This is a genomic window from Telluria sp. RT2P19 (genome assembly GCF_059685725.1).
The window spans coordinates 90,437-114,838 of sequence record NZ_JCASIL010000020.1; the positions used below are offsets into that span (position 1 = coordinate 90,437).

Annotated in this window: 33 protein-coding genes and 1 tRNA gene; 10 read left to right on the forward strand and 24 right to left on the reverse strand. The window is 64.3% G+C overall.

What is annotated here, in order from left to right; all coding sequences use genetic code 11:
- Positions 1-10 precede the first annotated feature (10 nt).
- The 17 genes from rplF to AC56KW_RS21415 form a co-directional block, all read right to left on the reverse strand.
- On the reverse strand, positions 11-544 hold the full coding sequence (rplF, locus tag AC56KW_RS21335) for a 50S ribosomal protein L6 (RefSeq protein ID WP_497172668.1): 534 nt from the start codon (positions 542-544) through the stop codon (positions 11-13).
- A gap of 10 nt (positions 545-554) precedes the next feature.
- A complete protein-coding gene (rpsH, locus tag AC56KW_RS21340; protein WP_497172669.1) occupies positions 555-950 on the reverse strand; it encodes a 30S ribosomal protein S8 in 396 nt (131 codons plus the stop codon).
- A 14-nt stretch (positions 951-964) separates the two neighbouring features.
- Positions 965-1,270 carry a 30S ribosomal protein S14 gene (rpsN, locus tag AC56KW_RS21345; protein ID WP_497172670.1) on the reverse strand — a complete coding sequence of 102 codons (306 nt, stop codon included), beginning with the start codon at positions 1,268-1,270 and terminating at the stop codon, positions 965-967.
- 4 nt (positions 1,271-1,274) lie between these two features.
- Complete coding sequence (rplE, locus tag AC56KW_RS21350) at positions 1,275-1,814, reverse strand: 50S ribosomal protein L5 (RefSeq protein WP_159627940.1); 540 nt, start codon at positions 1,812-1,814, stop codon at positions 1,275-1,277.
- 6 nt (positions 1,815-1,820) lie between these two features.
- On the reverse strand, positions 1,821-2,135 hold the full coding sequence (gene rplX, locus AC56KW_RS21355; protein ID WP_005663448.1) for a 50S ribosomal protein L24: 315 nt from the start codon (positions 2,133-2,135) through the stop codon (positions 1,821-1,823).
- A 9-nt stretch (positions 2,136-2,144) separates the two neighbouring features.
- Positions 2,145-2,513: a 50S ribosomal protein L14 gene (gene rplN, locus AC56KW_RS21360; protein WP_005663451.1), complete on the reverse strand. Its 369-nt coding sequence runs from the start codon at positions 2,511-2,513 to the stop codon at positions 2,145-2,147.
- A gap of 237 nt (positions 2,514-2,750) precedes the next feature.
- Positions 2,751-3,023 carry a 30S ribosomal protein S17 gene (rpsQ, locus tag AC56KW_RS21365; RefSeq protein ID WP_005663453.1) on the reverse strand — a complete coding sequence of 91 codons (273 nt, stop codon included), beginning with the start codon at positions 3,021-3,023 and terminating at the stop codon, positions 2,751-2,753.
- Positions 3,020-3,211 (reverse strand): 50S ribosomal protein L29, encoded by a 192-nt coding sequence (gene rpmC / locus AC56KW_RS21370; protein WP_497172671.1) that lies wholly within the window; start codon positions 3,209-3,211, stop codon positions 3,020-3,022. Before rpmC ends, rpsQ begins: the two co-directional genes overlap by 4 nt.
- Positions 3,212-3,223: 12 nt before the next feature.
- A complete protein-coding gene (gene rplP, locus AC56KW_RS21375) occupies positions 3,224-3,643 on the reverse strand; it encodes a 50S ribosomal protein L16 (RefSeq protein ID WP_005663456.1) in 420 nt (139 codons plus the stop codon).
- Between the two features lie 2 nt (positions 3,644-3,645).
- Positions 3,646-4,443 carry a 30S ribosomal protein S3 gene (rpsC, locus tag AC56KW_RS21380; RefSeq protein ID WP_005663458.1) on the reverse strand — a complete coding sequence of 266 codons (798 nt, stop codon included), beginning with the start codon at positions 4,441-4,443 and terminating at the stop codon, positions 3,646-3,648.
- 11 nt (positions 4,444-4,454) lie between these two features.
- Complete coding sequence (gene rplV, locus AC56KW_RS21385; protein WP_210735950.1) at positions 4,455-4,787, reverse strand: 50S ribosomal protein L22; 333 nt, start codon at positions 4,785-4,787, stop codon at positions 4,455-4,457.
- Positions 4,784-5,059, reverse strand: coding sequence for a 30S ribosomal protein S19 (gene rpsS / locus AC56KW_RS21390; protein WP_137172337.1), 276 nt, complete (start codon positions 5,057-5,059; stop codon positions 4,784-4,786). Before rpsS ends, rplV begins: the two co-directional genes overlap by 4 nt.
- A 9-nt stretch (positions 5,060-5,068) precedes the next feature.
- Positions 5,069-5,896 carry a 50S ribosomal protein L2 gene (gene rplB / locus AC56KW_RS21395; protein ID WP_497172672.1) on the reverse strand — a complete coding sequence of 276 codons (828 nt, stop codon included), beginning with the start codon at positions 5,894-5,896 and terminating at the stop codon, positions 5,069-5,071.
- Positions 5,896-6,213: a 50S ribosomal protein L23 gene (rplW, locus tag AC56KW_RS21400; protein WP_123069936.1), complete on the reverse strand. Its 318-nt coding sequence runs from the start codon at positions 6,211-6,213 to the stop codon at positions 5,896-5,898. The genes rplB and rplW overlap by 1 nt, the downstream gene beginning before the upstream one ends.
- Positions 6,210-6,830, reverse strand: coding sequence for a 50S ribosomal protein L4 (rplD, locus tag AC56KW_RS21405; RefSeq protein WP_290420457.1), 621 nt, complete (start codon positions 6,828-6,830; stop codon positions 6,210-6,212). The genes rplW and rplD overlap by 4 nt, the downstream gene beginning before the upstream one ends.
- 2 nt (positions 6,831-6,832) lie before the next feature.
- Positions 6,833-7,489 carry a 50S ribosomal protein L3 gene (gene rplC, locus AC56KW_RS21410; RefSeq protein ID WP_497172673.1) on the reverse strand — a complete coding sequence of 219 codons (657 nt, stop codon included), beginning with the start codon at positions 7,487-7,489 and terminating at the stop codon, positions 6,833-6,835.
- Positions 7,490-7,763: 274 nt separating this feature from the next.
- A tRNA-Val gene (locus AC56KW_RS21415) sits at positions 7,764-7,840 on the reverse strand.
- A gap of 411 nt (positions 7,841-8,251) precedes the next feature.
- Here AC56KW_RS21415 and ggpS point away from each other — a divergent pair.
- Together ggpS and AC56KW_RS21425 are read left to right on the forward strand one after the other, a co-directional pair.
- Positions 8,252-10,570 carry a glucosylglycerol-phosphate synthase gene (gene ggpS, locus AC56KW_RS21420; RefSeq protein ID WP_497172674.1) on the forward strand — a complete coding sequence of 773 codons (2,319 nt, stop codon included), beginning with the start codon at positions 8,252-8,254 and terminating at the stop codon, positions 10,568-10,570.
- A 37-nt stretch (positions 10,571-10,607) separates the two neighbouring features.
- Positions 10,608-11,717: a mechanosensitive ion channel family protein gene (locus AC56KW_RS21425; protein WP_497172675.1), complete on the forward strand. Its 1,110-nt coding sequence runs from the start codon at positions 10,608-10,610 to the stop codon at positions 11,715-11,717.
- A 4-nt stretch (positions 11,718-11,721) separates the two neighbouring features.
- Here the strand turns inward: AC56KW_RS21425 and AC56KW_RS21430 are convergent, their stop codons facing one another.
- Positions 11,722-12,435: a type 1 glutamine amidotransferase domain-containing protein gene (locus AC56KW_RS21430; RefSeq protein ID WP_497172676.1), complete on the reverse strand. Its 714-nt coding sequence runs from the start codon at positions 12,433-12,435 to the stop codon at positions 11,722-11,724.
- 172 nt (positions 12,436-12,607) lie between these two features.
- Here AC56KW_RS21430 and AC56KW_RS21435 point away from each other — a divergent pair, with 172 nt between their 5' ends.
- Positions 12,608-13,498: an AraC family transcriptional regulator gene (locus AC56KW_RS21435; RefSeq protein ID WP_497172677.1), complete on the forward strand. Its 891-nt coding sequence runs from the start codon at positions 12,608-12,610 to the stop codon at positions 13,496-13,498.
- Positions 13,499-13,507: 9 nt separating this feature from the next.
- Here the strand turns inward: AC56KW_RS21435 and AC56KW_RS21440 are convergent, their stop codons facing one another.
- Positions 13,508-13,972 (reverse strand): hypothetical protein, encoded by a 465-nt coding sequence (locus AC56KW_RS21440; RefSeq protein WP_497172678.1) that lies wholly within the window; start codon positions 13,970-13,972, stop codon positions 13,508-13,510.
- A 54-nt stretch (positions 13,973-14,026) separates the two neighbouring features.
- Entirely contained in the window at positions 14,027-14,782 is a 756-nt protein-coding gene (locus AC56KW_RS21445) for an SDR family NAD(P)-dependent oxidoreductase (RefSeq protein WP_497172679.1), read from the reverse strand.
- 288 nt (positions 14,783-15,070) lie between these two features.
- Here AC56KW_RS21445 and AC56KW_RS21450 point away from each other — a divergent pair, with 288 nt between their 5' ends.
- The 7 genes from AC56KW_RS21450 to AC56KW_RS21480 all read left to right on the forward strand — a co-directional run bounded on the left by AC56KW_RS21450 (position 15,071) and on the right by AC56KW_RS21480 (position 22,009).
- On the forward strand, positions 15,071-15,646 hold the full coding sequence (locus AC56KW_RS21450) for a TerD family protein (RefSeq protein ID WP_497172680.1): 576 nt from the start codon (positions 15,071-15,073) through the stop codon (positions 15,644-15,646).
- Positions 15,647-15,749: 103 nt separating this feature from the next.
- Positions 15,750-16,769 (forward strand): ATP-grasp domain-containing protein, encoded by a 1,020-nt coding sequence (locus AC56KW_RS21455; protein WP_497172681.1) that lies wholly within the window; start codon positions 15,750-15,752, stop codon positions 16,767-16,769.
- Positions 16,766-17,953, forward strand: coding sequence for a phosphoribosyltransferase domain-containing protein (locus tag AC56KW_RS21460; protein ID WP_497172682.1), 1,188 nt, complete (start codon positions 16,766-16,768; stop codon positions 17,951-17,953). Before AC56KW_RS21455 ends, AC56KW_RS21460 begins: the two co-directional genes overlap by 4 nt.
- Positions 17,931-18,689 carry an HAD family hydrolase gene (locus tag AC56KW_RS21465; RefSeq protein ID WP_497172683.1) on the forward strand — a complete coding sequence of 253 codons (759 nt, stop codon included), beginning with the start codon at positions 17,931-17,933 and terminating at the stop codon, positions 18,687-18,689. Before AC56KW_RS21460 ends, AC56KW_RS21465 begins: the two co-directional genes overlap by 23 nt.
- Positions 18,686-19,795 carry a cysteine protease StiP family protein gene (locus tag AC56KW_RS21470; RefSeq protein ID WP_497172684.1) on the forward strand — a complete coding sequence of 370 codons (1,110 nt, stop codon included), beginning with the start codon at positions 18,686-18,688 and terminating at the stop codon, positions 19,793-19,795. Before AC56KW_RS21465 ends, AC56KW_RS21470 begins: the two co-directional genes overlap by 4 nt.
- Positions 19,788-20,702, forward strand: coding sequence for an HpcH/HpaI aldolase/citrate lyase family protein (locus tag AC56KW_RS21475; RefSeq protein WP_497172685.1), 915 nt, complete (start codon positions 19,788-19,790; stop codon positions 20,700-20,702). Before AC56KW_RS21470 ends, AC56KW_RS21475 begins: the two co-directional genes overlap by 8 nt.
- Positions 20,699-22,009: a TerD family protein gene (locus AC56KW_RS21480; protein WP_497172686.1), complete on the forward strand. Its 1,311-nt coding sequence runs from the start codon at positions 20,699-20,701 to the stop codon at positions 22,007-22,009. The genes AC56KW_RS21475 and AC56KW_RS21480 overlap by 4 nt, the downstream gene beginning before the upstream one ends.
- On the opposite strand, the gene AC56KW_RS21485 is transcribed toward AC56KW_RS21480, so the two are convergent.
- From AC56KW_RS21485 to AC56KW_RS21500, 4 genes are all read right to left on the reverse strand, one after another.
- Positions 21,970-22,524, reverse strand: coding sequence for a hypothetical protein (locus tag AC56KW_RS21485; protein ID WP_497172687.1), 555 nt, complete (start codon positions 22,522-22,524; stop codon positions 21,970-21,972). The genes AC56KW_RS21480 and AC56KW_RS21485 overlap by 40 nt on opposite strands.
- 143 nt (positions 22,525-22,667) lie before the next feature.
- Positions 22,668-23,567: a hypothetical protein gene (locus tag AC56KW_RS21490; protein WP_497172688.1), complete on the reverse strand. Its 900-nt coding sequence runs from the start codon at positions 23,565-23,567 to the stop codon at positions 22,668-22,670.
- A gap of 206 nt (positions 23,568-23,773) precedes the next feature.
- On the reverse strand, positions 23,774-24,091 hold the full coding sequence (gene rpsJ, locus AC56KW_RS21495; RefSeq protein ID WP_005663509.1) for a 30S ribosomal protein S10: 318 nt from the start codon (positions 24,089-24,091) through the stop codon (positions 23,774-23,776).
- A 192-nt stretch (positions 24,092-24,283) separates the two neighbouring features.
- The coding region (locus AC56KW_RS21500; protein ID WP_497172691.1) for an EF-Tu C-terminal domain-related protein at positions 24,284-24,402 on the reverse strand (119 nt) is incomplete at its 5' end.

Genomic DNA, 24,402 nt, shown 5'->3' on the forward strand with positions numbered 1-24,402 from the left:
TCTGCTCCGATTATTTCTTCTTGGTTTCTTTAAGCTTGACCACTTCGTCCGAATAACGGACGCCCTTGCCCTTGTAAGGCTCAGGGGAGCGGTAAGCGCGCACTTCAGCGGCAACCTGGCCGACCTTCTGGCGATCGATACCCTTGATCACGATTTCGGTCGGGGTCGGGGTCACTGCGGTGACGCCTTCAGGCATCGCGTGCAGGACCGGGTGCGAGAAGCCCAGCGACAGGTTCAGGGCGTTGCCCTGCACTGCTGCCTTGTAGCCCACGCCGACCAGGTTCAGCTTGCGCTCGAAACCCTTGGTGACGCCGGTGACCATGTTGTTGACCAGGGCGCGCAGGGTGCCCGACATGGCGTTCGATTCACGCGAATCGTCGATCACGTCGAAGGTCAGCGTGCCATTGTTGTTTTCCACTTTGACCAGGCCGTTCAGGGCTTGGGTCAGGGTGCCCAGCGGGCCCTTGACGGTGATCGACGACGCGTTGATCGCGACTTCGGCACCGGCTGGGACTGCGATTGGCATCTTAGCTACTCGAGACATCGTCTACTCCTTAAGCCACGTAGCAAATCACTTCGCCACCGACACCGGTAGCACGTGCTTTGCGATCAGTCATGACGCCTTGCGGAGTCGACACGATTGCCACGCCCAGGCCGTTCATGACGGTTGGGATCTCGTCTTTGCCCTTGTAGATACGCAGGCCAGGACGCGACACGCGCTCGAGGCGCTCGATGACCGGACGGCCAGTGTAATACTTCAAACCGATTTTCAGTTCCGACTTGCCGTCAGCCGACGACACAGCGAAATCTTCAATGTAACCCTCGTCCTTCAGGACGTTGGCAATGGCAACCTTGACTTTCGACGACGGCATTGCGACCGAGGTTTTCTGAACAACTTGTGCGTTGCGAATGCGGGTCAGCATATCGGCGATAGGATCGCTCATACTCATTGCTTATTCTCCTATTACCAGCTAGCTTTGGTCATACCCGGAATTTCGCCCTTCATGGCGAACTCACGGAGTTTGGTACGTGCCAGACCGAATTTACGGAAAGTGCCACGTGGACGGCCGGTCATGGCGCAGCGGTTACGCTGGCGGGTCGGGGCCGAGTTACGCGGCAGCGCTTGCAGCTTCAGGCGCGCTTCGTAACGTTCTTCTTCCGACTTCGACTGGTCGTCGATGATTGCTTTCAGAGCTGCACGCTTCGGGGCGAATTTCGCCACCAAGTCTGCACGCTTCTGTTCGCGGTTAATCAGTGCAAGTTTTGCCATGCTCTTAGTTCCTGAACGGGAATTTGAAGGCGGCGAGCAGCGCTTTGGCTTCTTCGTCGGTCTTAGCAGTCGTGGTGATCGAGATGTTCATGCCGCGCAGTGCATCGATCTTGTCGTAGTCGATCTCTGGGAAGATGATCTGCTCTTTGACACCGATGTTGTAGTTGCCACGACCATCGAACGATTTGCCGCTGACGCCACGGAAGTCACGCACGCGCGGCAGGGCCACGGTGATGAAACGATCCAGGAATTCGTACATGCGGGCGCCGCGCAGGGTCACCATCGTGCCGATCGGGTAGCCTTCGCGGATCTTGAAACCTGCGATTGCCTTGCGAGCCTTGGTCACGACTGGCTTCTGGCCAGCGATCTTGGTCAGGTCGCCGGTTGCGTGCTCGATGATCTTCTTGTCGGCGACAGCTTCCGACAGACCCATGTTCAGGGTGATCTTGGTCAGGCGCGGCACTTCCATCACCGACTTGTAACCGAATTTCTCGGTCAGCTCGGCAACGACTTTGTCTTTGTAAATCTCTTGGAGACGGGCCATTTCTTATTACCCTTTCACTACTTCGCCGTTCGACTTGAAGACGCGGACTTTTTTGCCGTCCTGGTCTTTGAAGCCAACGCGATCTGCCTTGCCGGTCGCAGCGTTGAACAGCGCAACGTTCGACACGTGAATCGGCATAGTCTTGTCGACGATACCACCAGTAACACCGGTCATCGGGTTCGGCTTGGTCGCTTTCTTAGCGACGTTGACGCCTTCGACGATAACGTGTTCAGCGTCTACACGCTTTTGAACGACGCCACGCTTGCCCTTGTCCTTACCGGTCAGAACGATGACTTCGTCGTTTTTACGAATCTTATCCATGTCGAATCCTTACAGAACTTCAGGTGCCAGCGACACGATCTTCATGAACTTCTCGGTACGCAGTTCGCGCGTGACCGGTCCGAAGATACGGGTACCGATTGGCTCCAGCTTGGCGTTCAGCAGGACAGCGGCATTGCCGTCGAACTTGACCAGGGAACCATCCTGGCGGCGCACACCTTTGGCGGTACGCACAACCACGGCATTGTAAATTTCACCCTTTTTGACGCGGCCACGTGGGGCAGCGACTTTCACGGTGACCTTGATGATGTCGCCAATGCTCGCGTAACGGCGCTTCGAGCCGCCCAACACCTTGATGCACAGAACTTCCTTGGCACCGGTGTTGTCGGCTACTTCGAGCCGGCTTTCGGTTTGAATCATAGTATTTTCTTTCCCAACTTAAGCCGTAGAAAACCCCACGGAAAACCGTGGGCCTGCGGTCAGTCTTGGTCCCGCCATGACGCCCCTGCTGGAGCCCCATGTTTGGGTGATTGGACTTTCCAATAACACTTTCGTTACAGGCCGCTGTACCGCGGGGGATAACTGCGGCAACACATGAACGAAGCCCGCTAGTATCTCAGATACCAGCGGGCCACGCAAGACAAATTTTACGAGTACTTACAGTACCTGTGCGACTTGCAACACTTTGGTCACAGTCCACGCCTTCGTCTTCGAGATCGGGCGACCTTCTGCGATCTCGACGGTGTCACCGATTTTCGCTTCGTTCGCTTCGTCGTGCGCGTGATACTTGTTCGAGCGCACGATGATCTTGCCGTACAGCGGGTGCTTGACGTGACGCTCGATCAGGACGGTCACCGTCTTGTCCATTTTGTCGGACACGACCTTGCCGACCAGCGTACGCTTCAGCGCCGTTTTAGTGGTGTCGTTCATTTGGCTTCCTTCGAGTTCATCACAGTCTTCACACGCGCGATATCGCGACGTACTTTCTTCAGCTGCGCGGTGTTACCGAGCTGCTGGGTAGCGACTTGCATGCGCAGACCGAACTGGGCCTTCAGCAGCTCGTTCAGCTCCTTTTGCAGCGCTTCCTGGTCCTTGCCGCGGAGTTCCGATGCTTTCATATTCAACTCCTGTTATTGGCCAACTTGGCGAACCACGAAAGTGGTAGCCAGTGGCAGTTTGGCAGCGGCCAGGCGGAACGCTTCGCGCGCCAGTTCTTCAGCGACGCCGTCCATCTCGTACAGGACTTTGCCTGGCTGGATTTCAGCGACGTAGTACTCTGGGTTACCCTTACCGTTACCCATACGGACTTCGGCCGGCTTGTTCGAAATCGGCTTGTCCGGGAAGATACGGATCCAGATACGACCGCCACGCTTGATGTGACGGGTCATGGCACGACGGGCCGCCTCGATCTGGCGTGCGGTGATACGGCCGCGGGCAACTGCCTTCAGACCGAATTCGCCGAACGACACAGCGGTGCCGCGGGTGTGCGAAATGCCGGTGTTACGGCCTTTCTGCTCTTTACGATATTTCCTGCGCGATGGCTGCAGCATGCTTATTCTCCTGCTTTCTCAGCTGCCGGCTTGGCAGCGGCGCGGCGGCCCGCTGGAGCGGCACCTGGCTTCGCGCCTGGGCGTGGACGGCTGCCTGGCTTGCCGTCGTCACGACGTGGGCCGCGTGGCTTCTTCTCGTCCGGCGGGGTGTCGATCACTGGCGCTTCGCCCGTTGGGGAGCGGTCGCCCTTGTAGACCCAGACCTTGACGCCGATGATGCCGTAGGTGGTCGATGCTTCGCTGGTGCCGTAGTCGATATCGGCGCGCAGGGTGTGCAGAGGCACACGGCCTTCGCGGTACCATTCGGTACGTGCGATTTCGATGCCGTTCAGGCGGCCCGACGACATGATCTTGATGCCGACGGCGCCCAGGCGCATGGCGTTCTGCATCGCGCGCTTCATGGCGCGACGGAACATGATGCGCTTTTCGAGCTGCTGCGAGATCGAATCGGCGATCAGCTGCGAATCGATCTCTGGCTTGCGGATCTCTTCGATGTTGACGTGCACAGGCACGCCCATGATCTTCGTCAGCGACGACTTCAGCACTTCGATGTCTTCGCCTTTTTTACCGATCACGACACCAGGACGCGACGAGTAAATGGTGAAGCGTGCGTTCTTGGCAGGACGCTCGATGACAATGCGGCCGACCGAAGCGTTTTTCAGCTTCTTTTTCAGGAAAGCGCGCGCTTCCAGGTCTTCCTTCAGCATGTCAGCGAAGTTGCCGTTACCAGCATACCAGCGCGATGCCCAGTTACGGGTGACCGCCAGGCGGAAGCCGGTTGGGTGGATTTTCTGACCCATCGTATGACTCCTTAGTTACCGACAGTCACGTAAACGTGACAGGATTGTTTGGAAATGCGATCACCGCGGCCTTTTGCACGTGCAGTAAAGCGCTTCAGGATCGGGCCCTTTTCGACATAGATCTGAACCACTTTCAGTTCGTCGATGTCGGCGCCATCATTGTGTTCCGCGTTGGCGATTGCCGACTCGAGAACCTTCTTGATGATGGTGGCACCCTTTTTTGGGCTGAACTGCAGAATGTTGAGTGCTGCGTCAACTTTCTTGCCACGGATCATGTCGGCGACCAGGCGGCCTTTTTGTTCCGACAGACGCACGCCTTTGAGGATTGCTTTAGTTTCCATTATCGTTTCGCCTTCTTGTCAGCGGCGTGGCCCTTGAACGTACGGGTCAGCGCGAATTCGCCGAGCTTGTGGCCGACCATGTTCTCCGACACGTACACAGGCACGTGCACTTTGCCGTTGTGCACGGCGATCGTCAGACCGATGAAGTCTGGCGAGATCGTCGAGCGGCGCGACCAGGTTTTGACTGGCTTCTTGTCTTTGGTCGCTTGCGCGGCTTCGACTTTTTTCACCAGGTGGGCGTCAATGAACGGCCCTTTTTTCAATGAACGAGTCATTTTTTATCCTTATTTCTTGCCGCGGCGCGAAACGATCATCGACGACGTGCGCTTGTTCGAACGCGTACGCTTGCCCTTGGTCTGCTGGCCCCATGGCGACACTGGGTGACGGCCGGCTGCAGTTTTACCTTCACCACCACCGTGCGGGTGATCGACCGGGTTCATGACCACACCGCGGACGGTAGGACGAACACCGCGCCAGCGCATCGCGCCAGCCTTACCGATCTTGCGCAGGCTGTGTTCGGCATTGCCGACTTCGCCAACGGTCGCGCGGCACTCGATGTGCACGCGACGAACTTCACCCGAGCGCAGGCGGACCTGGGCGTAGGTGCCTTCACGGGCCATCAGCACGACGCCGGCGCCGGCGGTACGGGCCATCTGGGCACCCTTACCTGGCAGCATTTCGACGCAGTTCATCACGGTACCGACCGGGATGTTGCGGATTGGCAGGCAGTTACCGGCCTTGATCGGAGCTTCCGCGCCGTTCATGACCGCGTCGCCGACAGCCATGCCCTTGGTGGCGATGATGTACTGACGCTCGCCGTCCGCGTAGCACAGCAGTGCGATGTGCGCGGTACGGTTCGGGTCATATTCAATACGCTCGACCTTGGCAGGAATGCCGTCCTTCTGGCGCTTGAAGTCGACCAGACGGTAGTGCTGCTTGTGGCCACCGCCCTTGTGACGGGTGGTGATGTGACCGTTGTTGTTACGGCCGGCAGTTTTCGATTTCTTTTCAACCAGGGCTGCGAGCGGACGGCCTTTGTACAGGCCTTCGGTCACAACTTTCACCATGCCGCGACGGCCTGGGGAGGTTGGCTTCATCTTAACGAGTGCCATTATTTAGCCTCCTCGACAAAATTGATTTCCTGGCCTGGCTTCAGGCACACGAAAGCACGCTTGGTGTGGTTGCGACGGCCGGTGAAACGGCCCGAACGCTTTTGCTTGCCTTCGCGGTTCACGGTTTGCACCGATTCCACTTCGACCTTGAACAGCATCTCGACGGCAGCCTTGATTTCTGGCTTGGTCGCGTCAGGCAGGACCTTGAACACGATCTGCTCGTTCTTTTCCGCGACGAAGGTAGCCTTCTCGGAAATGATCGGAGCCAGCAGCACCTTCATCAGGCGCTCTTCGCTGAATTTGATTGCGGCGCTCATGCGTACATCTCCTCGATCTTGGCCAGAGCAGCTTTCGTGACCAGGACTTTTTTGTAGAACACCAGCGACATCGGATCAGCGTGCTTCGGCTCGACGACCAGCACGTGCGGCAGGTTGCGCGATGCCAGTTCGAGGTTCTCATCGATGGTGTCGGTGATCACCAGGACCGATTCCAGGCCCATGCTCTGCAGCTTTTGCGACAGCAGCTTGGTCTTTGGAGCTTCGATCGACAGGTTCTCGACCACGTTCAGGCGGTCTTCGCGAGCCAGTTGCGAGAAGATCGAGCAGATACCTGCACGGAACATCTTCTTGTTAACTTTGTGCGAGAAGTTCTCGTCCGGGGTGTTCGGGAAGATACGACCACCACCGCGCCACAGAGGCGACGACGACATACCAGCACGAGCGCGGCCGGTACCTTTTTGGCGCCATGGCTTCTTGGTCGTGTGGTGGACTTCTTCACGGTCCTTCTGCTTGCGGTTGCCGCTACGTGCGTTGGCGGCGTAGGCGACGACGATCTGGTGGATCAGGGCTTCGTTGTATTCACGACCGAACACTTCGTCGGTGGCTGCAACGTTGGCGCCAGCTTGACCTTGCTCATTCAGGAGCTTCAGTTCCATGCTTACGCTCCTTTCTTGGCTTTGGTTTTGACAGCTGGCTTGACGACCACTTGGCCGTTCTTCGCGCCAGGAACGGCACCCTTGATCAGCAGCAGCTGACGTTCGGTGTCGATGCGAGCGACTTCCAGGTTCTGGGTGGTGACGGTAACGTCGCCCATGTGACCGGTCATGCGCTTGCCTGGGAACACGCGGCCTGGATCCTGGGCCATACCGATCGAGCCAGGAACGTTGTGCGAACGCGAGTTACCGTGGGTCTGGCGACCCGAGGCGAAGTTGTGACGCTTGATGGTACCGGCGTAGCCCTTACCGATCGAGGTGCCCTGCACGTCGATTTTCTGGCCCACTTCGAACATCGAAGCATCGATGGTGTCACCGGCTTTGAGTTCGGCGGCTTTGGTGGAATCGATGCGGAATTCTTTCAGCATCGTACCGGCTTCGACGCCAGCTTTGGCGTAGTGGCCGGCGGCAGCCTTGTTCACGCGCGAGGCGCGACGCTGACCGTAGACGACCTGGACTGCGGTGTAGCCATCAGTTTCAGGGGTTTTGATTTGTGCGACACGGTTGTTCGACACATCCAGCACAGTGACAGGGATCGAATCGCCGTCATCCGTGAAGATACGCATCATGCCAACCTTGCGACCGAGAAGGCCCAAGCTCATTTTTTCTCCATTCCCACCTACGATTGGGCGGGGGTAGTTGAACTACTAAATAATATGGGCAATAAAAGAGGCACCCATACCGAAGCCGGCTAGTATAGCGCGCAAAAGGCTTCGGCGCAACAGGAAAAATCGGAGTCGAGACCGGCCTGTTGCGCATTTCGCAGTATCTGGAGAAAGAAGAATCCGTTCGAGCTGAACGGCACAGAAAAGGCGCACCGCTGCGCCTTTTCTCTACAGGCTACGACCATTACTGGGAGCCTGCGATCTGGAAGTCTGGTGGGCGGTGCAGGATTCGAACCTGCGACCCCTTGGATGTCGACCAAGTATTCTAACCAGCTGAACTAACCGCCCGGGGAGCCGAATTATACGAGGCCTGCTTGAAGTTTTGCAATAGCTTTTTTCGCCTGCCAGCAGATTGGTCGGCGTATTGATGGCGAGCCAAGGCTGGCCACGCTGGGAAATCATGGGTTGTCGATGCCGCCTTGAAATGCTATTGTACAAATGTACTTCGGAGACGAGAAACGTCGCGCGCACCTGGCGCACGTGGTTCTCCGGCAGCCATGCCGGCGTTTCCCGCCTTCTTCCGCCTGGCGGACACCGGTGTGTCGATCGCGTATTCCATATAGAACATGAGCGCCGATCCGCACCGCCCGCCTTTTCTCCGGCCCGCGCGCCTCCCCGGCCACCATCGCGAGCCCAGACCCGGTCCGTCACCCAGCCCCCGGCTGCAGTGGGCGGACGCATCGCTGCAAAGGATGAAGAATGACCGTCATCGAATCCCGACACTGGCCACGCCAGCTCGATCCCTCACGCCTGGTGCTCGCCACCGACCTCGACGGCACGCTGCTGGCCGGCACGCACGAGGCGCGGCGCCGCATCCGCGAACTGTTTTCCGGGGCGTTGCCGGATGCGAAGCTGGTATTCGTCACCGGCCGCGGCCTGGAAACCGTGATTCCCCTGCTGTCCGACCCGACCGTTCCCCGCCCCCACTACATCATCGCCGACGTCGGCGCCACCATCGTCGACGCCGACCTGCGGCCGGTGGAACCCCTGGCCCATGACATCGCGGCGCGCTGGCCGGGCAGCCAGGCGGTATTGAAAGCGCTGGCCGACTTCCCCGAACTGGTGCGCCAGTCGGTGCCGCAGGAACGCCGCGTGTCCTTCTACGCCACCGAAGAGGCGATCACGCCCGCGCTGCGCGCCGCCGTCGATGCGCTCGGCTGCGACCTGCTGTTCTCGGCCGGCCGCTACCTCGACGTGCTGCCGCGCGGCGTCGGCAAGGGCGTGGCGGTGCGCCGCCTGGCCGAGGTGGCCGGCTTCGATCCGGGCCATATCGTGGTCGCCGGCGACACCCTGAACGACCTGTCGATGTTCGAAGCGGGCTTTCGTGGCGTGGTGGTCGGCGCCGCCGAGCCGGCACTGGTACAGGCGGTGCGCAAGATGCCGCGCGTGGTGGTGGCCGACGCCGCCGGCTGCGGCGGCATCCTGCAGGCTTTTGATCGCCACGGCCTGCGCCTGGACGACGATGGCGCTGCGCTCGAGGCGACCTCCTATGGCGAGGCCGAGCTGGTCATGGTCTACCACCGCCTGCCCTACGATGAAGTCGTGGAAAACGGCGTCACCTGCCAGCGCCGTCCGAAAAGCCCGAACGGCATCATGCCGACGCTGCTCAGCTTCTTCGCCGGCGGGCGCAAGGGCTCGTGGGTGGCCTGGTCGCAGCAGGCCAGCCGAACGCCAGCCGGATTCATCCCCCATGTCGCGGTCGACGCGCAGCGCTACCCACAACTGAAAGCGGCGCGGATTGCGCTGACCGCGGACGACATCGACCAGTTCTACAAAAAATTCTCGAAAGAGGCGTTCTGGCCGATCATCTTCTCGTTCCCGGACAAAGCTGAATTCCGCCAGGACCACTGGGAGCGCTACCTTGAAGTGAACCGCCTGTTCGCCGAACAGACCGCGCGCGAAGCGGCGCCCGGCGCCACCGCCTGGATCCACGACTACAACCTGTGGATGGTGCCGGCCTTCCTGCGGCCGCTGAGGCCCGACCTGACGATCGCCTTCTTCCACCACACCGCCTTCCCGTCGAGCGACGTCTTCAACATCCTGCCGTGGAGGAACGACATCATCGGCAGCCTGCTGCAATGCGACTATGTGGGCTTCCATATCCCGCGCTATGTCGAGAACTTCGTCGACGCCGCCCGCTCCTGCGCGCCGGTCGAGGTGGGCTTTGCGGTGCCGTGCGCGCCGCGCTACCTCACCTTCGGCTGCGCGCTCGGTGTCGACCGCATGCACGGCGCGCTCGAAGTGGGCGGACGCCGGGTCACACTGGGCGCCCATCCGGTCGGTACCAACACGCAGCTGATCGACCACCTGGTCAAGAGCGACGACGTCCAGCGCCAGATCACCGAATGGGACGACTACCTGGACGGGCGCACCGGCATCATCTCGATCGAGCGCCTCGACTACGTGAAGGGGTCGCTGGAAAAACTGCAGGCCTACGAACGCATGCTGGAACAGCATCCTGAACTGCTGGGCAAGGTCATGCTGATCAATATCATCACGCCGGCGGCGTCGGGCATGGAGATCTATGACAGCCTGCGCGAGGAACTGGACCGCACCGTGGGCCGCATCAACGGCCGCTTCTCGACCCTGGACTGGGTGCCGGTGCGCTACTTCTACCGCTCGCTGCCCTTCGAAGAGGTCGTGGCACACTACGCCGCCTGCGATGTCGCCTGGATCACGCCGCTGCGCGACGGCCTGAACCTGGTGGCCAAGGAGTACGTCGCCACCCGCCACGCCGCCGGCCGTCCGGGCACGCTGGTGCTGTCCGAGTTCGCCGGCGCCGCGGTCGAGCTGCACGGCGCGCTGCTCGTCAACCCCTATGACCGCAACGCGATGAGCGCGACCCTGTACCAGGCGCTGACCATGGGCGCCGACGAGGTCGCCTACCGCTCCGGACGCATGGCCGCGATCGTCAACGACCGCGACGTGGCGCGCTGGGGCGACGACTTCCTGGCCGCGCTGGCGACGCTGCCATCCTCCGGCCAGGAGGATGCGCCGGCAGAACGCTCCGCCGCCTGAAGCTTGAATATTGATTGCAAAGGGAAATAGAACAGTGATGGAATACGTCATTCTCAAGAATCCGGTGGCCGACTGGCTGGTCGCGCTGGTCGTGGTCGTGGCCGTGGCGGCCGGGCTGGACGCCGTCAAGTCGATCCTGGCGCGGCGCCTGGGGGTACTGGCCGCGCGCACAGACGCCAAATGGGACGACATCGCGGTTGCCGCGCTGCGCTCGACCAAGCTGCTGGTGCTGGTCATCGTCGGCCTCTATGCCGGCGCCAGCTTCCTGGCCCTGCCCGACAAGGCGCATCTGTTCATCGGCCGCATCGCCATCACGGCGCTGCTGTTCCAGGTCGCGATCTGGGGCGACCGCGCGTTGCGCACCTGGCTGGCCGCCACGCGCGCCCAGCGCAACGAGGACCCGGACCGCATCACCTCCTCGGCCGCGATCGCCTTCCTGGTGCGAGTGGCCCTGTGGGCAGTAGTGGCCCTGATGGTGCTGGACAACCTGGGCGTCAACATCACCACCCTGGTGGCCAGCCTCGGCATCGGCGGTATCGCGATCGCGCTGGCGGTGCAAAGCATCCTGGGCGACCTGTTCGCGTCGCTCTCGATCGTGCTGGACAAGCCCTTCGTGGTGGGCGACTTCATCATCGTCGACAAGATGCTCGGCACGGTCGAGAAGATCGGCCTCAAGACCACCCGCGTGCGCAGCCTGAGCGGCGAGCAGATCGTGTTTTCCAACAACGACCTGCTCAAGAGCCGGGTCCAGAACCTGCGCCGCATGGAATCTCGCCGCGTCGTTTTCTCCTTCGGGGTGTCGCACGAGACCCCGGCTGCGGTGCTGCGCGAGCTGCCGGCCATGCTCAAGGAGATCGTCCTGGCCCAGCCCCAGGTGCGCTTCGATCGCGCCCACCTGAACAGCATCGCGGCGCCCGTCTTCAACTACGAGGTGGTGTACTACGTCGACAACGTCGACTATGGCGTGTACATGGATGTGCAGCAGGAAATCTACCTGAGCATCCTCGGCGGACTCGAGGGCCGTGGCGTGGCGCTGGCGCTGCCGGTGCAGGCGGTACGGCTGGCGCGCGAACCGGTCACGGCGGCGCGGCCGGCGGACCAGCCGGCCGCGCCGCCTCGGGCCGGAGAAGAGGCGAAGGCCGCCTGATCCCTCAGGCGGTTCTGGCCAGGACCGCCAGCACGCCGTCGGCGGTCGCCGCGCTCGACGCCGGGTTCTGGCCGGTGACCAGCCTGCCATCGGTGATCGCGAACGGGGCCCAGTCCGCGTTTCCGCGTTCATAGCGGGCGCCCAGCTCGCGCATCCGCGAGGCCAGCAGCCAGGGGGCGTTGTCTGCGGTGCCGAAGGCGATTTCTTCCTCGTCGCTGAAGCCGGTCAGGCGGCGGCCCGCGAACAGCCAGCCGCCGTCGTCCCTGATCGCGCTGAGCAGCGCCGCCGGGCCATGGCATACCGAGCCGATCACCTTGTCCGTCCGTTCGGCCTCGAACAGCACCCGCGCCATGTCGGCGTCGCGGTAAAGGTCCTCGGCCGGGCCGTGGCCGCCCGGGATCACCACCGCGACATAGCGCGACACGTCGACGTCGGCGAGGATCAAGGGCTGGGCCAGGCTGGCGCCGATCTCGTCCAGGTAGGCGGCGTAACGCGGCGCTTGCGGGCCGCCATACTGGACGTCGAGGCTGCGCCAGTCGGCGGTCGGCTCGACGCCGCCGGGCGTGGCCAACTCGACCCGGTAGCCGGCCTGCACGAATTTTTCGTGGATGACGACGAATTCCTCGGCCCAGTAGCCGGTGTCGTACGTGCTGCCATCAAGACGGGTCCAGTGATCGGCGGCCGAGAGGACGATCAGGATGGTGTCGTTGGTATGCATGGTCGGGCTCCTTGTTGTGGATTCAGGGGGATGGCGCCGTCGTGATGTTCTCCGCGCCGGTGATGCCATCTTCGCCGCCCCGGCCCTCCCCCCGTTACCGAAAACTGGGCAATCTTTGCCCAATCCTCCAAACGCGTTTTCAAGCGCGCAAAGCAGCGCTACTATTGGCGGCATGGCCCCCCAACTTCTCGATGCCGTGTCGCGCCATGCGCACGACAACGCCGATGCCGGCGGCATTGCCCGCACCCCCATCCCCGGCCTGATCACGATCCATTCGACCACCCGCACGGAACTGAGCTACCAGATCCCGCGGCCACTCGCCTGCCTGGTCCTGCAAGGCAGCAAGCACGTGACGATGGGCAGCCAGGCGTTTACTTTCAACGCCGGCGATTCGCTGCTGATCATGGCCGACGTCCCGACCGTCAGCCAGATCACGCAAGCCAGCGTCGCGGCGCCGTATTGCGCGCTGGCGCTGGACCTGTCGCCCGAAGTCATCGCCGGCCTGATGACCGACATCGCGGTGGTGGAAGCTGGCGACGACGCACCGGTGCGGCTGGAACCGACCGAGGGCCAGGTCGCGGACGTCGCGCTGCGCCTGATGCGCATGCTGGAACGGCCGGCATCGATCCCGGTGCTGAAGGGGGCCTTGATCAGGGAGTTCCATTACTGGCTGCTGGCCGGACGCCATGGGGCCGCGATCCGCCGCCTGGGACTGCCGGACAGCCAGGTGCGGCGCATCGCGCGCGCGGTGGCGCTGCTGCGCACGAACTATGCCCAGCGCATGCCGGTGGAGCAGCTGGCGACGCTGGCCGGCATGAGTCCTTCATCCTTCCACCAGCATTTCCGCGCCGTGACCTCGCTCACGCCGCTGCAGTTCCAGAAGCAGCTGCGCCTGATCGAGGCGCGGCGCCTGATGCTGGCCGAAGGCAAAAATGCGAGCAACGCCGCCCATGCGGTCGGCTATGAAAGCGTGCAGCAGTTTACCCGCGAGTACGGGCGCATGTTCGGCATGCCCCCGGTGCGCGAGGTCACGGCCCAGACCCGGCTGCACGCCGCGGCCTGAGCGCCGCCATCACTCGAAGCGCCGGTGCAGGCGCATCAGGGCCGTGCCCAGGGCGCTTTCGCGCAGAAAGGCGGCGATGGCGCCGACCAGCAGGCACAGGCCAAGCCCGCCGGCGACTACCATGACCTGGGCAGCCAGCGCAGCCGCGCCGGCATGGCTGGCGGCGATGAAGGCGCCGAGCAGCGCTGCGAAGCTGGTCAAGCCGAACAGGCCGACCGCCGCATACAGCAGGTTCAGGCCCCCGAGCAGCAGCGCGATGCGGCGCTCGGCCAGTTGCCCCGCCAGCGCGGTGTCGGCATACAGCCGGGTGAATCGCTCGTCGCCGGCCGCCAGCGAGGCACGGAACTCGCGCAGGTGGGTAATCGCCAGGCTGTAGCGGATGGCGGCGCCGTTCTGCATGATGGCGCAGGCATTGGTCAGGATTGCAGGCCCGGCGATCAAGGACAGGGGCAGGAAAGGGTTATCGGAGGTCATGGGCGCTCCTTGCATGGATGGTGAGTAGCCGGGGCCGGGGCCCCGGCGCGGCATTCAGATGACCTGGCCGCCCGAGACCTCGATGCGCTGGCCAGTGATCCAGCGGTTGTCCTCGCCCAGCAGGCTGGCGACCATCGGACCGATATCGTCCGGCACGCCGACCCGGCCGAGCGCGATCATGCCGGCGAACGCCGCGTTCATGGCCGGCGTGTCGCGCACGGCGCCCCCCAGGAAGTCGGTCTCGATCGCGCCCGGCGCCACTGTGTTGACCGCGATGCCGCGGCTACCCAGCTCCCTGGCCAGGTACACGCTCAGGATCTCGACCGCGCCCTTGACCGCGGCGTAGGCCGAAAAGCCCGGATAGGACACGCGGGTCAGGCCGCTCGACAGGTTGACGATGCGCCCGCCGTCGGCCAGCAGCGGCAACAGCGCCTGGGTCAAAAAGTACACGCCCTTGAAGTGGACGTCGACCAGGCGGTCGAACTGGGACTCGCGTGTTTCCTCGAAGGGCGCGGCGTCGCCGTGGCCGGCGTTGTTGACCAGATGGTCGAAGCTGTCGCGGCCCCAGGTTTGGCCAAGCGCGGCGCGCAGGTGTTCGACGAACAGCGGGAAGCCGCTCACGTCGCCCACATCGAGCCGCAGCGCCAGCGCCCGGCGGCCCATGGCGCGGATCTCGTCGACCACGGCCTGGGCGTCCCGCTCGCGGCTCTGGTAAGTAATGATGACATCACCGCCCTTTCTGGCGATGTGCAGGGCGGTGTTGCGGCCAAGGCCGCGGCTGGCGCCGGTAACGAGTGCGATCTTGTTCATGGGTGCTCCTTCAGGGTGGGGTGGAAGAGCACCCAGTATCAGGTTCGCCCATGCTCTTCCGTTGCCGGAAACCGGACAGTTTTTGCCTGATCCTCCAAATCGGGAAATGTGACATTCCTGGGCCTGGCTGCAGCGTAAGTACGTACATACCCCTATGAAAAATGTTGAAATCCGGCCAGCCCGGCCCCATGTACAATTGATCAATTACCGCCTATATTGGCGGATGCAATCCCGATGGCGGCACGCATATCGCCGTCCATTTCATCCCTCAACGGAAAAGGAGTTCGCATGGCAATCAGTCTGCAAAAAGGCGGCAACGTCAACCTGAGCAAGGAAGCACCGGGCCTGACCAAGGTCATCATCGGCCTCGGCTGGGATCCCCGCTCGACCGACGGTTCTGCCTTCGACCTGGACGGTAGCGCCTTCCTGCTGAAGGCCGACGCCAAGGTCCGCGGCGATACCGACTTTATCTTCTACAACAACTTGAAATCGAGCGACGGCTCGGTGGTCCACGCCGGCGACAACACCACCGGCCAGGGCGAGGGCGACGACGAGAAACTGACCGTCGACCTGGCGATGGTCCCGGCCGACATCGACAAGGTCTCGTTCTGCGTCACGATCCACGACGCCGAGGCGCGCCGCCAGAGCTTCGGCCAGGTGAGCAAGGCCTATATCCGCTGCCTGAACGCCGCCGGCGAAGCCGAGATCGCGCGCTACGACCTGTCCGAGGACAGCTCGACCGAAACCGCGATGATCTTCGGCGAGCTGTACCGCGCCGGCAGCGAGTGGAAGTTCCGCGCCGTCGGCCAGGGCTTCAAGGGCGGCCTCGGTCCGCTGGCCCGCTCGTTCGGCGTCAACGTCTAAGCCGCAGCAGGATACTCCCTGTGCCCGCGCCGCTTGTCGGCGCGGGCCGTACCACCCGGGCATGCCCGCCGCGGGACCACCCATCATTTACCTGAAAAGTCCCATGCGCGTCTGGTACAACAGAACCTTCTCGTCCGTCTACGCCGCGATCAAGCTGATCCGCGAGGCCGATACCGAAGGCCGCTACACGATCGTCCACAGCAGCCCTAACCGCCATGCGCCGGCCGCGCGCCTGGCCCATGAATTCCACGTCGAGCCGACCGGCCTGAAAGGTGACGCCTATATCGACTGGTGCCTCACTTTCTGCCGCGACCACAAGATCGACGTCTTCGTGCCGGGCCGTGAAGCGACCACGCTGGCCGCCGAACACGCGCGCTTCGCCGACGTGGGCACGCGCGTGCTCAGCGCCGCCCCGCCGGCGCAGCTGAAACGCATCCACGACAAGGCCGACTTCTATGCCGAGACCGTGCTGCGGGACGCGCCGGTGGCAGCCTTCCGCCCCTTCGAGACGCTGGAGGAATTCGACGCCGCCTATGCCGAGCTGCGCCCGCAATTCAAGAAGCTGTGCGTGAAGCCGGCGCACGGCATCTATGGCCTGGGCTTCGCCATCGTCGATGAGCAGCGCAGCAGCGCGGCGCTGCTGCTGGGCGGCGTGGAGTACCACATCGGCTACCAGGACCTGCGCCGCGGCCTGGGTGAACTCGGCACCTTCAAGACCATGCTGCTGATGGAGTTCCTGGACGGTTCAGAATACAGCGTCGACTGCGTCGGCGACCATGGCCGCCTGGTGGCCGCCGTGGTGCGCCGCAAGCTGGCGCAGGCCGGCAGCGGCCAGCTGATCGACATGCGCCAGGATATCCTGGACGCCACCGCGCGCCTATGCGCCGACTACCAGCTCAATGGCGTGTTCAACGTCCAGTTCCGCGAAGGCGGCGGACGCCCGCGCCTGCTGGAGATCAATCCGCGCATGTCGGGCGGGATCGGCATGGCCTGCCTTGCCGGCCCGAACCTGCCCTACATCGCACTGCGCGGCTTCGCCCACGGCTACGACGGCCTCGCGATCCCGGCGCCGCGCCACGGCATGCGGGTGGCCGAACTGAGCGTCGCGACGGAGCTGGCATGAACGCGCCGCATCCGACGCCTTGCCAGCGCATCGAGCTGCCGACCGGCACGCTCGACCTGCGCCTCGACAGCGGCGCCGCCGAACTCGACGCCCTGCTCGGCTTCGCCGCGCGCGCCAACGCCAAGCGCGGCTTCCTGTTCCTGAGCAAGGTGCTCGGCAAGCACTGGCCGGCGCGGCCGGCCGCCATGCTGATGGTGCACGAGCGCCTGGCGGCGACCGTGCCGCCGCTGGGTGGCGCGGTCCAGGGCCCGGTGGTCTTCATCGCCATGGCGGAAACCGCGATCGGCCTGGGCCAGGGCGTGTTCGAAGCCTGGCTGCGCGCCCATCCGGGCCAGCAGGCGCTGTTCCTGCACACCACCCGCTACCGGGTCGGCACTGGTGCGTTGATCGAATTCGAGGAAGCGCACAGCCATGCGCCGCGCCAGTTCCTGCACGAGCCGGTCGAGCCTGAGCTCCAGGCCCTGCTGCGTAAAGCGCGCACCCTGGTGCTGGTCGACGACGAGGCCAGCACTGGCAACACCTTCGTCAACCTGGCCGCCGCCTGCCGCCGCCTGAATCCGGGCCTCGAGCGCGTGCACCTGGCCACCATCACCAATTTCATGGGCCGCGCCGCGACCGGCGCGCTGGATGGCCGCTTCGGCATGCCGGTCACCAGCGGCGCGCTCATCGAAGGTGAATTCACTTTCGCGCAAGGTGCGCTGCCGCCCGACCAGGGCGCGGCCCAGCGTTACGAAGAAGGCGCCGACCGCGGCGCCAGCACTGCCTTCGGGCGCCTCGGCAGCGCGCGCGCCCTGCGGTCGCCCGAAGCGCTGGCAGCGCGCCTGGCCGGCGAGTTCGCCCCTGGCAGCCGGGTGCTGGTGCTGGGCACCGGAGAATTCATGCACGCCTCGACCCTGCTCGGCGCCGCGCTGCAGCGCCACGGCGTGGACGTGGTCGTGCAGTCGACCACGCGCTCGCCGATCCTTACCTGGGGCGCGGTGGACCATGTCTTGCGCTTCCCTGATAACTACGGCGAAGGCATCGCCAACTACCTGTACAACGTCGCGCCAGGCCACTACGACCACGTGCTGGCCTGCCACGAGACCGCGCCCGGCCCCGCGCTGCACCAGCTGGCGCGCCTGCTCGATGCGCGCCTGTTCCACTTCCAGTCCGAGGACCACGTTGAAGAAGTTCCTGTTCGCTGACCTGGACGACACGCTGTTCCAGACCTTCGGCAAATGCGGCGCGCACGCGCCGGACCGGCTGGAGCCGGCCGCCTATTACAAGGACGGCAGTATCTGTTCGTACACCACGCCCGCCCAGCGCTCCTTCCTGGCGCTGCTGCAGGATGGGATGACGATGATCCCGACCACCGCGCGCGACCTCGACGGCCTGCGCCGCGTCTCGCTGCCGTTCGCCAGCTACGCCGTCATCAATTATGGCGGCGTGGTGCTGGAGCCGGGCGGCGCGCTCGACCAGCCGTGGCTGGACGGCATGCGCACGGCCATGCATGCCGCCCTGCCCGGCCTGCAGGAGCTGGCGGTCCACATCGACGACCATGGCAAGCGCACCGGCTATGGCGGCCGCGCGCGCATGATCGAGGATTTCGCGACCCCGTTCTTTTTGGTGGTGAAGGATCCGGACAAGCAGGCCGAGCGCCTGGCGCCGCTCGAGGAAGACGTCGTACGGCCGTGGATCGAGGATGGCGATCGCGACTACTTCATCCACCGCAACGGCAACAATCTTGCGATCCTGCCGAAGGCGCTGAACAAGGCCAATGCGGTGGCCCACATCACCGCGCGCCTGCGCGCCGAGCATGGCGAGATCGTCACCTTCGGCATGGGCGACAGCCGCTCGGACGCGCGCTTCATGGCCGCCTGCGATTACGCCATCATCCCGCGCGGCACCCAGCTCGCCGGCATCACCGTGGGGGCGCTGTGAGCGACTGGCAAGACTTCTCCGGCAGCTACCGCGCGGGCGAGGTCAGCTTCCTGCTGCGGCGCCTGCCGCAAGGCGATTTCGTCGACGTGGCCGAGAAGGAAGCGCTGATCCAGAGCGGCCGCCGCCACTACAGCCAGATGCTGTCGCCCGAGTCCAAGCCGTCGGAACGCTATATGCGGTTGTTCGACGAGGCCTGCAGCGCCAACAATGCGCGCATGGCGCGCGACTGCCTGCGCCTGGCGCACCTGATAGCGGCCCGCAGCCATCACCGCCTGGCGCTCGTGTCGCTGGCGCGCGGCGGCACCCCGGTTGGCGTTGTGGTCACGCGCCTGCTGCGCGAGCTGTTCGGGCGCGACGCCGTGCATTACTCGGTATCGATCGTGCGCGACCGCGGCATCGACGCCGCCGCCCTGCGCCATATCCTGGCGCGTGGGCACCGCCCGGACGGCATCGTCTTCGTGGACGGCTGGACCGGCAAGGGCGTGATCGCACGCGAGCTGGCCAGCTCGATCGACGTGTTCAACGTACGCCACGGAACGCACATCGACGCCGGCCTGCACGTCTTGTCCGACCTGGCCGGCGCCGCCGCCTGCGCCGCCTCGTGCGACGACTACCTGATCCCGTCGAGCATCCTGAACGCCACGGTGTCGGGCCTGGTGAGCCGCACCGTGATGAACGACGACATGCGCGCCGACGACTTCCATGGCTGCGTCCATTACGCGCAGTTCGCGGACGTGGACCGCTCGCAATCGTTCGTCGACGAACTGGTGCGGCTGGCAATGTCGCTGGCGCTGGCGCAACCGGACCAGCTGCCGCGCGCCGCGCCGATCGACGCGCTGGCTGCGCGCGCGCGTTCGCAAACCTATATCGCCGCCGCCATGCGGCGCTACGGCGTGGCCGACGTCAACCTGGTCAAGCCGGGCATCGGCGAAGCCACGCGCGTGCTGCTGCGCCGCGTGCCGCGCCTGGTCGTACTGCGTGACCCGGCGGCCGCCGAAGTGGCGCACCTGGCCGTGCTGGCCAAAGAAAAACGGGTGCCGGTCGAGATCGACCCGCACCTGCCCTACCACGCAGTATCGCTGATCAGGAGTGCATCGGATGGCTAAATCACTGGGCGCGTCGCTGTACGTGCCGGCCAATCACAAGAACCTGACCGAGATCGCCAACGGCGACCGGTTGCCGCATGCGCGCTCGCTGATCTTCTGCACCGAGGATTCGATCTCCGACCGGGAGCTCAGCTGGTCGCTGTTCAACCTGTCGGTGGTGCTGGCGAACATGCGCCTGGACGTGGCGGCCGACCGCTTCGTGCGGGTGCGCAATCCAGAAGTCCTGGCGCGCGTGCTCGCCATGCCCGGCGCCGAAAAGCTGACCGGCTTCGTGCTGCCGAAGATCACGCGCCACAATTTCGACAACTACTTCAAGCTGGTGCGCCACACCGAACACGTCTTGATGCCGACGCTGGAAACGGCCGAAGCGTTCGACGACCACGAGATGCAGGGCCTGCGCGCGGCACTGGAAGCGCCGGGCGTACGCCACCGCATCCTGGCGCTGCGTATCGGCGGCAACGACTTGCTGGCCCTGCTCGGCCTGCGCCGTCCGCGCGGCATGACCTTGTATCGCACGCCGCTCGGCCCGGTCATCTCGCGGCTGGTGACGACTTTCCGTCCCTACGGCTTCCTGCTGACCGCGCCGGTATTCGAATACCTCGACCTGCCCCAGCTGCTGGACCAGGAAGTGATCGAAGACCTGGCCCACGGCATGGTCGGCAAGACCGCCATTCATCCCACCCAGATCGCCGCGATCGAGCAGCATTTCAAGGTGACGCCGCAAGACCTGGCGGTGGCGCGCGCCATCCTCGACGCCTCGAGCCCGGCGGTATTTCGCATGGACGACGCGATGCAGGAAGTCGCCACCCACCGTGCCTGGGCCGAGCGCACCCTCGAGCAATCGCGCCTGTTCGGCTCGCGCGCCGACCTGGGCCACAAACCATTCCTGGAAGGAGAACCCTCATGACTACCTTTGGACGCGGACAAAAGGGCAAGCTGGCCGACCTCGGCGCCGGCCACGTCTTCAACGTCGACGTCGAGATCGCCGCCAACGGCGCCTCGGTCGACGTTTCCTGTTTCGGCCTGGACGCCAACGACAAGCTGTCGGACGACCGCTATATGGTGTTCTACAACCAGCTCGCCAGCCCCGAGGGCGCCGTGCGCCTGGAGCTGGGCGGCGGGCGTGCGCGCTTCGCGGTCAACCTCGACCAGCTGCCACCCTCGATCGCGAAACTCGTGTTCGTCGCGGCGATCGACGGCGCGGCCACCATGCGCACGCTCGGCGCCAGCTCGCTGGCCCTGGGCAGCGCGGTGCGCTTCCCGTGGTCGGGCGCCGACTTCGGCGACGAAAAGGCCCTGATCGTGGCCGAGATCTACCGCCGCGACGGCCAGTGGCGCTTCGGCGCCGTGGGCCAGGGCTTCAATGGCGGGCTGTCGGCGCTGCTGGCGCATTTCGGCGGCACCGAGGCGGGGTCGAAACAGCCGGCCGCGCCGGCTGCCACGCCGGCGCCGACCACGGCGCCCGCGGCACGGCCGGTCTCGCTGTCCAAGGTCACGCTCGACAAGCGTGGCGACAAGGTCTCGCTCGACAAGCGCCCAGGCGGCGGCTATGGCCGCATCCACGTCAACCTGAACTGGAACCAGGCCGCCATCGCGCCACCGCCGGCATCGCCGCCGCCTGCATCCTCGGCCGCCCGCGGCGGCGGCTTCCTCGACCGCCTGACCAGCATGGCGGGCGACCTCGCCAACAAGGCCGGCGAGATGGCCAACAAGGCCGGTGCGGCGCGCAAGGGCCGTAGCGGCATCGACCTCGATCTGGGCTGCATGTACGAGCTGGCGGACGGCCGCCGCGGCCTGGTGCAGGCGCTGGGCAATACCTTCGGCGACTACGAGCGCGAGCCCTTCATCCAGCTCGACGCCGACGACCGCACCGGCGCCGCCGCCAATGGCGAAAACCTGTTCATCAATGGCGAGCGCTTCGACCAGATCAAGCGCGCGGTGATCTTTTCCTTCATCTACGAAGGCGCGGCCAACTGGGGCGTGACCAATGGCGTGGTGACGGTGACGGCGCCGGGCCAGGCGCCGGTCGAGGTCAGGCTCGATGGCGGCGACCGCCAGATCATGTGCGCGATCGCGCTGATCGAGAACCGCGGCGGCAACCTGGTGATCACCAAGCTGGCCGAGTACTTCCAGCAGCAGGGCATGACCAGCGCGCACGAGCTGATGGACCGTCATTACGGCTTCGGCATGCGCTGGAAGACGGGCTCGAAGTAACGCCGGAGTCTTCTTGTCCAGGCAGGCGCCCCGTCGTCGCCGTGCACCATGATGGTGTCGATATGGGTGATCGCCCCGCTATACATGTCGACATAGGTACGGTACGGGTTGGCGCTGGCGCGGCGGCGCAGCTTGAATGCGAGCTGCCGCGCGACTTCTTCGCCCCACGCCAGGGCACGCGCGCCCAGATCCAGGTGTTCAGGATCCGCGGCCAGCATCACCTCGACGGTGCGCAACGAACTGCCGGCGTAGCGGTTGTTCAGTTCCCGGGTCTGCTCGAACAAGCGGTTGCCCTCGTCCTTCAAAGACAGCGGGATCAGCTGGGTCAATGCCAGCGGCAGTGTCCTGGGCGGTTGCACGCGGATGGTCCAGTCGCCGTCACGCACGGTTTTCTCCGCATACTGGTCCTGGGCGCTCGCAGGGCGGCGACGAAGCGATTTTTCCATCTCGTCGTCGAGACGGCGACGGAGGATTTGCTGGTGAACGGTCAGTGGAGCAGGCGCGGAATTGGTCATTTGCTTGGGCAAGAGTAGAAATAGTGGATGGCTTGCATGCCTGTAATGCGATGCAATGCGGCCATCAGACCATGTCACTCCATTCGTCGAAACCGATGACTGCGCAGTATCGGTATTCGCTACCCTGCGTCTCGTCCCGCTGACTAGTCGACCTGCGCCCGGCGCAGCCGCGCCGCCAGCAGCTCGGGCCGGTCCAGGTACAGGAACACGTAGCGCGGCAGGCGCTTCCTGGCCTGCCAGTGCAGGATGTCGACCCGCGCATCGTCGGCGAGCACCAGCACGCAGTTCGGCTTGTCGAACGGCGTCACCAGCAGCGTGTCCTGGCGCGCCACGCCGTGATGCCGGCGCCAGATCGGCGGCGGCACTTCCACCTTCTCCATGCGGGCGATCGCCGCCAGCGGCAGCACGCCTTCGGCGCGGGCGCCCACGCGCAGGTGCAGCGCCTCGTCCGTCATGACATGGTGACCCGCCCCGAGATGCCAGCGGTCGCCCAGCACCCATGCCAGCGTGTACACCATGGCGACGGCGCCGAGGACGTGCAATATGGCGAGCTTGCCGGCATCCTCGACGAACAGATTCAGCAGCACGACGTGCACCGGCAGCTCTAGCAGCATGCTGACGAAGACGACGGCGGTCGCGGTGCCATAGGCGCCGCGCTCCAGATACGTCAGCGCGACGCCGTCCGGCAGCGTGCGGGAAATGCTTTGGCGCCGCAGGCGCCTGAGGCAGCCGATCCACAGCAGGCGGTCGAGCTTGAGCATCCCCACCAGTTCGGGCGGCAGCAGCGCCGTCCCCCGCGCATGCCATGGCGCACGCGCGGCATGCGCACTGCGCAGGCGCTGCCAGGCTTCGGGCGCATGGGCGATGTCCTTCGCTACCAGCATCAGCAGCGGCAGGGACAACCCGAGGCTGCGCAGGAAAGGCCTGGCCGCATCGGGCGCAAGCGCCTTGATCATCGAAACGATGAAGAGCGAGGCAAGGCCCCACCCCGCAAGGTCGCGCCAGGACGTCGCGCGCAGGGTGGAGGCGAATGAAAGCTGCATGATGGGCAATCGTGAGAATGAACCGGTCGATTACAGCATGCGCGAGGACGGTGGGCAATGCTCCGCGGTTCGCTCTGGCGCAGGTCATGCACGCCGCATGGGTTGACGGCGCCGGCGCCACAAACGACAAGGGCCGGATCGTCCGCGAACGGTCGATCCGGCCCTTGCAGCGCTGGCGGTCGATGCCGCCAACACTTGATCTGGTATTACTGCAGCTTGATTTCGACGTCGACGCCAGCTGGCAGGTCGAGCTTCATCAGTGCGTCAACGGTCTTGTCGGTCGGGTCCACGATGTCCATCAGACGCTGGTGCGTACGGATTTCGAACTGGTCGCGCGAGGTCTTGTTCACGTGTGGGGAACGCAGCACGTCGAAACGCTGGATGCGGGTCGGCAGTGGGACTGGGCCCTTGACGACGGCGCCGGTGCGCTTGGCGGTGTCGACGATTTCCAGTGCGGACTGGTCGATCAGCTTGTAGTCGAACGCTTTCAGGCGGATACGGATTTTCTGGTTTGGAGCGGACATGCTAATTCCTTTAAAAGAACGTTCCGGCTTGCTGCCGGCAATGTGGTAAAGGTACTTCGGTACTGCTCAAGAGGCGGGAGTATATCATCGTTCCCGCTCAAACAGATGGGGACAGACCAAAAAGTCTGTCCCCATCGTTGTGCCGGTCAGACGCCCGCAAGGGGCATCGACCGACGATCAGGGCCTGATGAATCAGGCGATGATCTTGGCAACCACGCCGGCGCCGACGGTACGGCCACCTTCGCGGATCGCGAAGCGCAGACCTTCTTCCATCGCGATCGGAGCGATCAGCTTGACGGTGATCGAGACGT

Excerpts from the sequence above, each read along its gene's own strand:
- AC56KW_RS21450 (WP_497172680.1), top strand. The coding sequence starts at position 15,071 with ATGGCAATCAGTCTGCAAAAAGGCGGCAACGTCAACCTGAGCAAGGAA.
- rpsH (WP_497172669.1), bottom strand. The coding sequence starts at position 950 with ATGAGTATGAGCGATCCTATCGCCGATATGCTGACCCGCATTCGCAAC.
- rplF (WP_497172668.1), bottom strand. The coding sequence starts at position 544 with ATGTCTCGAGTAGCTAAGATGCCAATCGCAGTCCCAGCCGGTGCCGAA.
- AC56KW_RS21475 (WP_497172685.1), top strand. The coding sequence starts at position 19,788 with ATGGCTAAATCACTGGGCGCGTCGCTGTACGTGCCGGCCAATCACAAG.
- rplB (WP_497172672.1), bottom strand. The coding sequence starts at position 5,896 with ATGGCACTCGTTAAGATGAAGCCAACCTCCCCAGGCCGTCGCGGCATG.
- AC56KW_RS21430 (WP_497172676.1), bottom strand. The coding sequence starts at position 12,435 with ATGCATACCAACGACACCATCCTGATCGTCCTCTCGGCCGCCGATCAC.
- AC56KW_RS21435 (WP_497172677.1), top strand. The coding sequence starts at position 12,608 with ATGGCCCCCCAACTTCTCGATGCCGTGTCGCGCCATGCGCACGACAAC.
- rpsQ (WP_005663453.1), bottom strand. The coding sequence starts at position 3,023 with ATGAACGACACCACTAAAACGGCGCTGAAGCGTACGCTGGTCGGCAAG.
- AC56KW_RS21440 (WP_497172678.1), bottom strand. The coding sequence starts at position 13,972 with ATGACCTCCGATAACCCTTTCCTGCCCCTGTCCTTGATCGCCGGGCCT.
- AC56KW_RS21445 (WP_497172679.1), bottom strand. The coding sequence starts at position 14,782 with ATGAACAAGATCGCACTCGTTACCGGCGCCAGCCGCGGCCTTGGCCGC.
- rpsJ (WP_005663509.1), bottom strand. The coding sequence starts at position 24,091 with ATGTCCGCTCCAAACCAGAAAATCCGTATCCGCCTGAAAGCGTTCGAC.
- AC56KW_RS21485 (WP_497172687.1), bottom strand. The coding sequence starts at position 22,524 with ATGACCAATTCCGCGCCTGCTCCACTGACCGTTCACCAGCAAATCCTC.
- rplP (WP_005663456.1), bottom strand. The coding sequence starts at position 3,643 with ATGCTGCAGCCATCGCGCAGGAAATATCGTAAAGAGCAGAAAGGCCGT.
- ggpS (WP_497172674.1), top strand. The coding sequence starts at position 8,252 with ATGACCGTCATCGAATCCCGACACTGGCCACGCCAGCTCGATCCCTCA.
- rpsN (WP_497172670.1), bottom strand. The coding sequence starts at position 1,270 with ATGGCAAAACTTGCACTGATTAACCGCGAACAGAAGCGTGCAGACTTG.
- AC56KW_RS21460 (WP_497172682.1), top strand. The coding sequence starts at position 16,766 with ATGAACGCGCCGCATCCGACGCCTTGCCAGCGCATCGAGCTGCCGACC.
- rplX (WP_005663448.1), bottom strand. The coding sequence starts at position 2,135 with ATGGATAAGATTCGTAAAAACGACGAAGTCATCGTTCTGACCGGTAAG.
- rplW (WP_123069936.1), bottom strand. The coding sequence starts at position 6,213 with ATGAGCGCCGCAATCAAATTCAGCGAAGAGCGCCTGATGAAGGTGCTG.
- AC56KW_RS21480 (WP_497172686.1), top strand. The coding sequence starts at position 20,699 with ATGACTACCTTTGGACGCGGACAAAAGGGCAAGCTGGCCGACCTCGGC.
- rplD (WP_290420457.1), bottom strand. The coding sequence starts at position 6,830 with ATGGAACTGAAGCTCCTGAATGAGCAAGGTCAAGCTGGCGCCAACGTT.
- AC56KW_RS21425 (WP_497172675.1), top strand. The coding sequence starts at position 10,608 with ATGGAATACGTCATTCTCAAGAATCCGGTGGCCGACTGGCTGGTCGCG.
- AC56KW_RS21455 (WP_497172681.1), top strand. The coding sequence starts at position 15,750 with ATGCGCGTCTGGTACAACAGAACCTTCTCGTCCGTCTACGCCGCGATC.
- rplE (WP_159627940.1), bottom strand. The coding sequence starts at position 1,814 with ATGGCCCGTCTCCAAGAGATTTACAAAGACAAAGTCGTTGCCGAGCTG.
- AC56KW_RS21490 (WP_497172688.1), bottom strand. The coding sequence starts at position 23,567 with ATGCAGCTTTCATTCGCCTCCACCCTGCGCGCGACGTCCTGGCGCGAC.
- rpsS (WP_137172337.1), bottom strand. The coding sequence starts at position 5,059 with ATGACTCGTTCATTGAAAAAAGGGCCGTTCATTGACGCCCACCTGGTG.
- rplC (WP_497172673.1), bottom strand. The coding sequence starts at position 7,489 with ATGAGCTTGGGCCTTCTCGGTCGCAAGGTTGGCATGATGCGTATCTTC.
- rpmC (WP_497172671.1), bottom strand. The coding sequence starts at position 3,211 with ATGAAAGCATCGGAACTCCGCGGCAAGGACCAGGAAGCGCTGCAAAAG.
- rplN (WP_005663451.1), bottom strand. The coding sequence starts at position 2,513 with ATGATTCAAACCGAAAGCCGGCTCGAAGTAGCCGACAACACCGGTGCC.
- rpsC (WP_005663458.1), bottom strand. The coding sequence starts at position 4,443 with ATGGGTCAGAAAATCCACCCAACCGGCTTCCGCCTGGCGGTCACCCGT.